This is a genomic window from Herbaspirillum sp. B65, assembly GCF_000333555.1.
GTDB lineage: Bacteria > Pseudomonadota > Gammaproteobacteria > Burkholderiales > Burkholderiaceae_D > Herbaspirillum > Herbaspirillum rubrisubalbicans.
On sequence record NZ_BADI01000794.1, the window covers coordinates 1 to 2864 of the forward strand.

The 2864-nt window shown below is 57.9% G+C and carries 2 protein-coding genes, 3 tRNA genes and 1 pseudogene; all 6 read right to left on the bottom strand.

Annotated elements, in window-relative coordinates:
- On the bottom strand, positions 1-293 hold a 293-nt coding region (gene rpsJ / locus I5W_RS18960; RefSeq protein WP_044530401.1), incomplete at its 3' end, for a 30S ribosomal protein S10.
- Between the two features lie 99 nt (positions 294-392).
- Positions 393-1583 (bottom strand): elongation factor Tu, encoded by a 1191-nt coding sequence (gene tuf, locus I5W_RS18965; RefSeq protein WP_034312043.1) that lies wholly within the window; start codon positions 1581-1583, stop codon positions 393-395.
- Positions 1584-1663: 80 nt separating this feature from the next.
- Positions 1664-1738, bottom strand: a tRNA-Thr gene (locus I5W_RS18970).
- A 46-nt stretch (positions 1739-1784) separates the two neighbouring features.
- Positions 1785-1858: transfer RNA gene (locus tag I5W_RS18975), tRNA-Gly, on the bottom strand.
- A gap of 80 nt (positions 1859-1938) precedes the next feature.
- Positions 1939-2024 (bottom strand) — tRNA-Tyr (locus I5W_RS18980).
- Between the two features lie 128 nt (positions 2025-2152).
- Positions 2153-2864: pseudogene (locus I5W_RS18985) on the bottom strand (MFS transporter); the annotation flags it as partial.

Genomic DNA, 2864 nt, shown 5'->3' on the forward strand with positions numbered 1-2864 from the left:
CACGCCGCGGGCAGGTCCAGCTTCATCAATGCGTCAACCGTCTTGTCGGTCGGATCGACGATATCCATCAGGCGCTGATGGGTACGGATTTCGAACTGATCGCGGGAAGTCTTGTTGACGTGCGGCGAACGCAGGACGTCGAAGCGCTGGATGCGGGTCGGCAGGGGAACCGGGCCCTTGACGACAGCGCCGGTACGCTTGGCGGTTTCAACGATTTCCAGTGCGGACTGGTCGATCAGACGATAGTCGAAAGCTTTCAGACGGATACGGATTTTTTGGCTAGGAACCGACATGATTTTCCTTTAAAGAACGAACCGGGGATGAGGATCATCCCCGGCGATGTTAAAAATGCGACTAGTGTTACTTGGATACTGCTACTGCTGACTCGACGATTAGTCGAAGATCTTGGCAACCACGCCGGCGCCGACGGTACGACCGCCTTCACGGATAGCGAAGCGCAGACCTTCTTCCATAGCGATCGGGTTGATCAGTTGCACGGTGATCGACACGTTGTCGCCCGGCATGACCATTTCCTTGTCCTTCGGTAGTTCGATCGCACCGGTCACGTCGGTGGTACGGAAGTAGAACTGCGGACGGTAGTTGTTGAAGAACGGGGTGTGACGGCCGCCCTCATCCTTCGACAGAACATAGATCTCGCCGGTGAAGTGCTTGTGCGGCTTGATCGAACCCGGCTTGGCCAGAACCTGACCACGCTGCACGTCTTCACGCTTGGTGCCGCGCAGCAGCACGCCAACGTTGTCGCCAGCTTGACCTTGGTCCAGCAGCTTGCGGAACATTTCCACGCCGGTGCAGGTGGTCTTCTGGGTGTCAGCGATACCGACGATTTCGATTTCTTCGCCGACCTTGATGATGCCGCGCTCGACGCGACCGGTCACCACGGTGCCACGGCCGGAGATCGAGAACACGTCTTCCACCGGCATCAGGAAGGTACCGTCAACGGCACGTTCCGGGGTCGGGATGTAGGTGTCCAGGGCTTCGGCCAGGGCCATGATGGCTTGCTCGCCCAGGGGACCGGTGTCGCCTTCCAGCGCCAGCTTGGCCGAACCCTTCACGATGGGCAGGTCGTCGCCGGGGAACTCGTACTTCGACAGCAGTTCGCGGACTTCCATTTCCACCAGTTCCAGCAGCTCTTCGTCGTCCACCATGTCAGCCTTGTTCAGGAAGACGATGATGTAAGGAACGCCAACTTGGCGCGACAGCAGGATGTGTTCGCGGGTCTGGGGCATCGGGCCGTCAGCGGCCGAGCACACCAGGATCGCGCCGTCCATCTGGGCTGCGCCGGTGATCATGTTCTTCACATAGTCGGCGTGGCCTGGGCAGTCAACGTGCGCGTAGTGACGGTTCGCGGTTTCGTATTCGACGTGGGCGGTGTTGATGGTGATGCCGCGTGCCTTTTCTTCAGGCGCTGCGTCGATCTGGTCGTAGGCCTTCGCTTCGCCGCCGAACTTCTTCGACAGGACGGTTGCGATTGCAGCGGTCAGGGTGGTCTTGCCGTGGTCAACGTGACCGATGGTGCCGACGTTCACGTGCGGCTTGGTCCGTTCAAACTTGCCTTTTGCCATCTTAGACTCCTAGATTTGATGAGAATGTCCAGGCAACACGCCCGACTGATTACTGACTTGTCAGCGATACGACGAGAAACTGGTGCCCTTGACGTGGATTGAACACGTGGCCTCTCCCTTACCAAGGGAGTGCTCTACCACTGAGCTACAAGGGCATTTTTCCGACTGCACAACAACCAAACATGCAACCGGACCAAAACTTGGAGCGGGTGAAGGGAATCGAACCCTCGTCTTAAGCTTGGAAGGCTTCAGCTCTACCATTGAGCTACACCCGCGAGGAAACAACCTTCACTTCACAACCGCCGCGTCTTTCGATCGCGTATGTACTGCAGAACTGCCTTGAATCCCGGCCTAATGGTGGAGAGGGCTGGATTCGAACCAGCGTACTCGTAAGAGGGCAGATTTACAGTCTGCTGCCATTAACCACTCGGCCACCTCTCCGTGCAGGGAACTCAAAACTATAGAGGAACATCTTTGGACTGTCAACTAAATTTTCGCAAAGAAGCAAAATAATTGATCAACTGCCGGATGTTGCTCAGAGGAACGACCCGCGACGTTTTTTCGAATCTTCAGGCTTTTTGTGTCTGCGACTCAACCGGCTTTTCATTCCAGGGCGCAATTCTAGGCAACATCAGCATTCCAGGCAAGGCCAGAACGAAGCAAATCAGAAAAAAATTTAACCAACCGGTCTCGGCGACGATATATCCGACCGAAGAATTGACAAAAGTCCGGGGTACAGCCATCAAACTGGTGAACAGCGCAAACTGCGTGGCGGTGTAGCGCGGATCGGTCTCGCGCATGATGTAGGCCACGAAAGCAGTGGTGCCCAACCCCACGCCAAAGGCTTCCAACCCGATCACCACCGCCAGCACCGGCAGGCTGGCGCCGACATGGGCCAGCCAGGCAAAGCCCAGGATGGGGATGGCCTGCAACACGCCGAACACCCACAGGCCGCGATTGATGCCCAGCCGCACCATCCAGATGCCACCGATGATGCCGCCGGCCACGCTGGCCCATAGACTGGTGGTCTTGGAGACCACGCCGATCTCGGTCATCGAAAAGCCCAGATCGATGTAGAACTTGGTGGCCAGGGCGGTGGCCATGCTGTCGCCCAGCTTGTAGAGGAAGATGAAGCCCAGCACCCACAGCGCATTGCGCCAGCCGCCACGGGCGATGAATTCGCGGAACGGCAGCACCACCGCCTGGTAGAGGTTCTTGGGCGGGGTGCCATAGACCTTGGGTCCTTGACCACAGCGAGCACAGCAGCCCCGGGCGCATGAA

Excerpts from the sequence above, each read along its gene's own strand:
- tuf (WP_034312043.1), bottom strand. The coding sequence starts at position 1,583 with ATGGCAAAAGGCAAGTTTGAACGGACCAAGCCGCACGTGAACGTCGGC.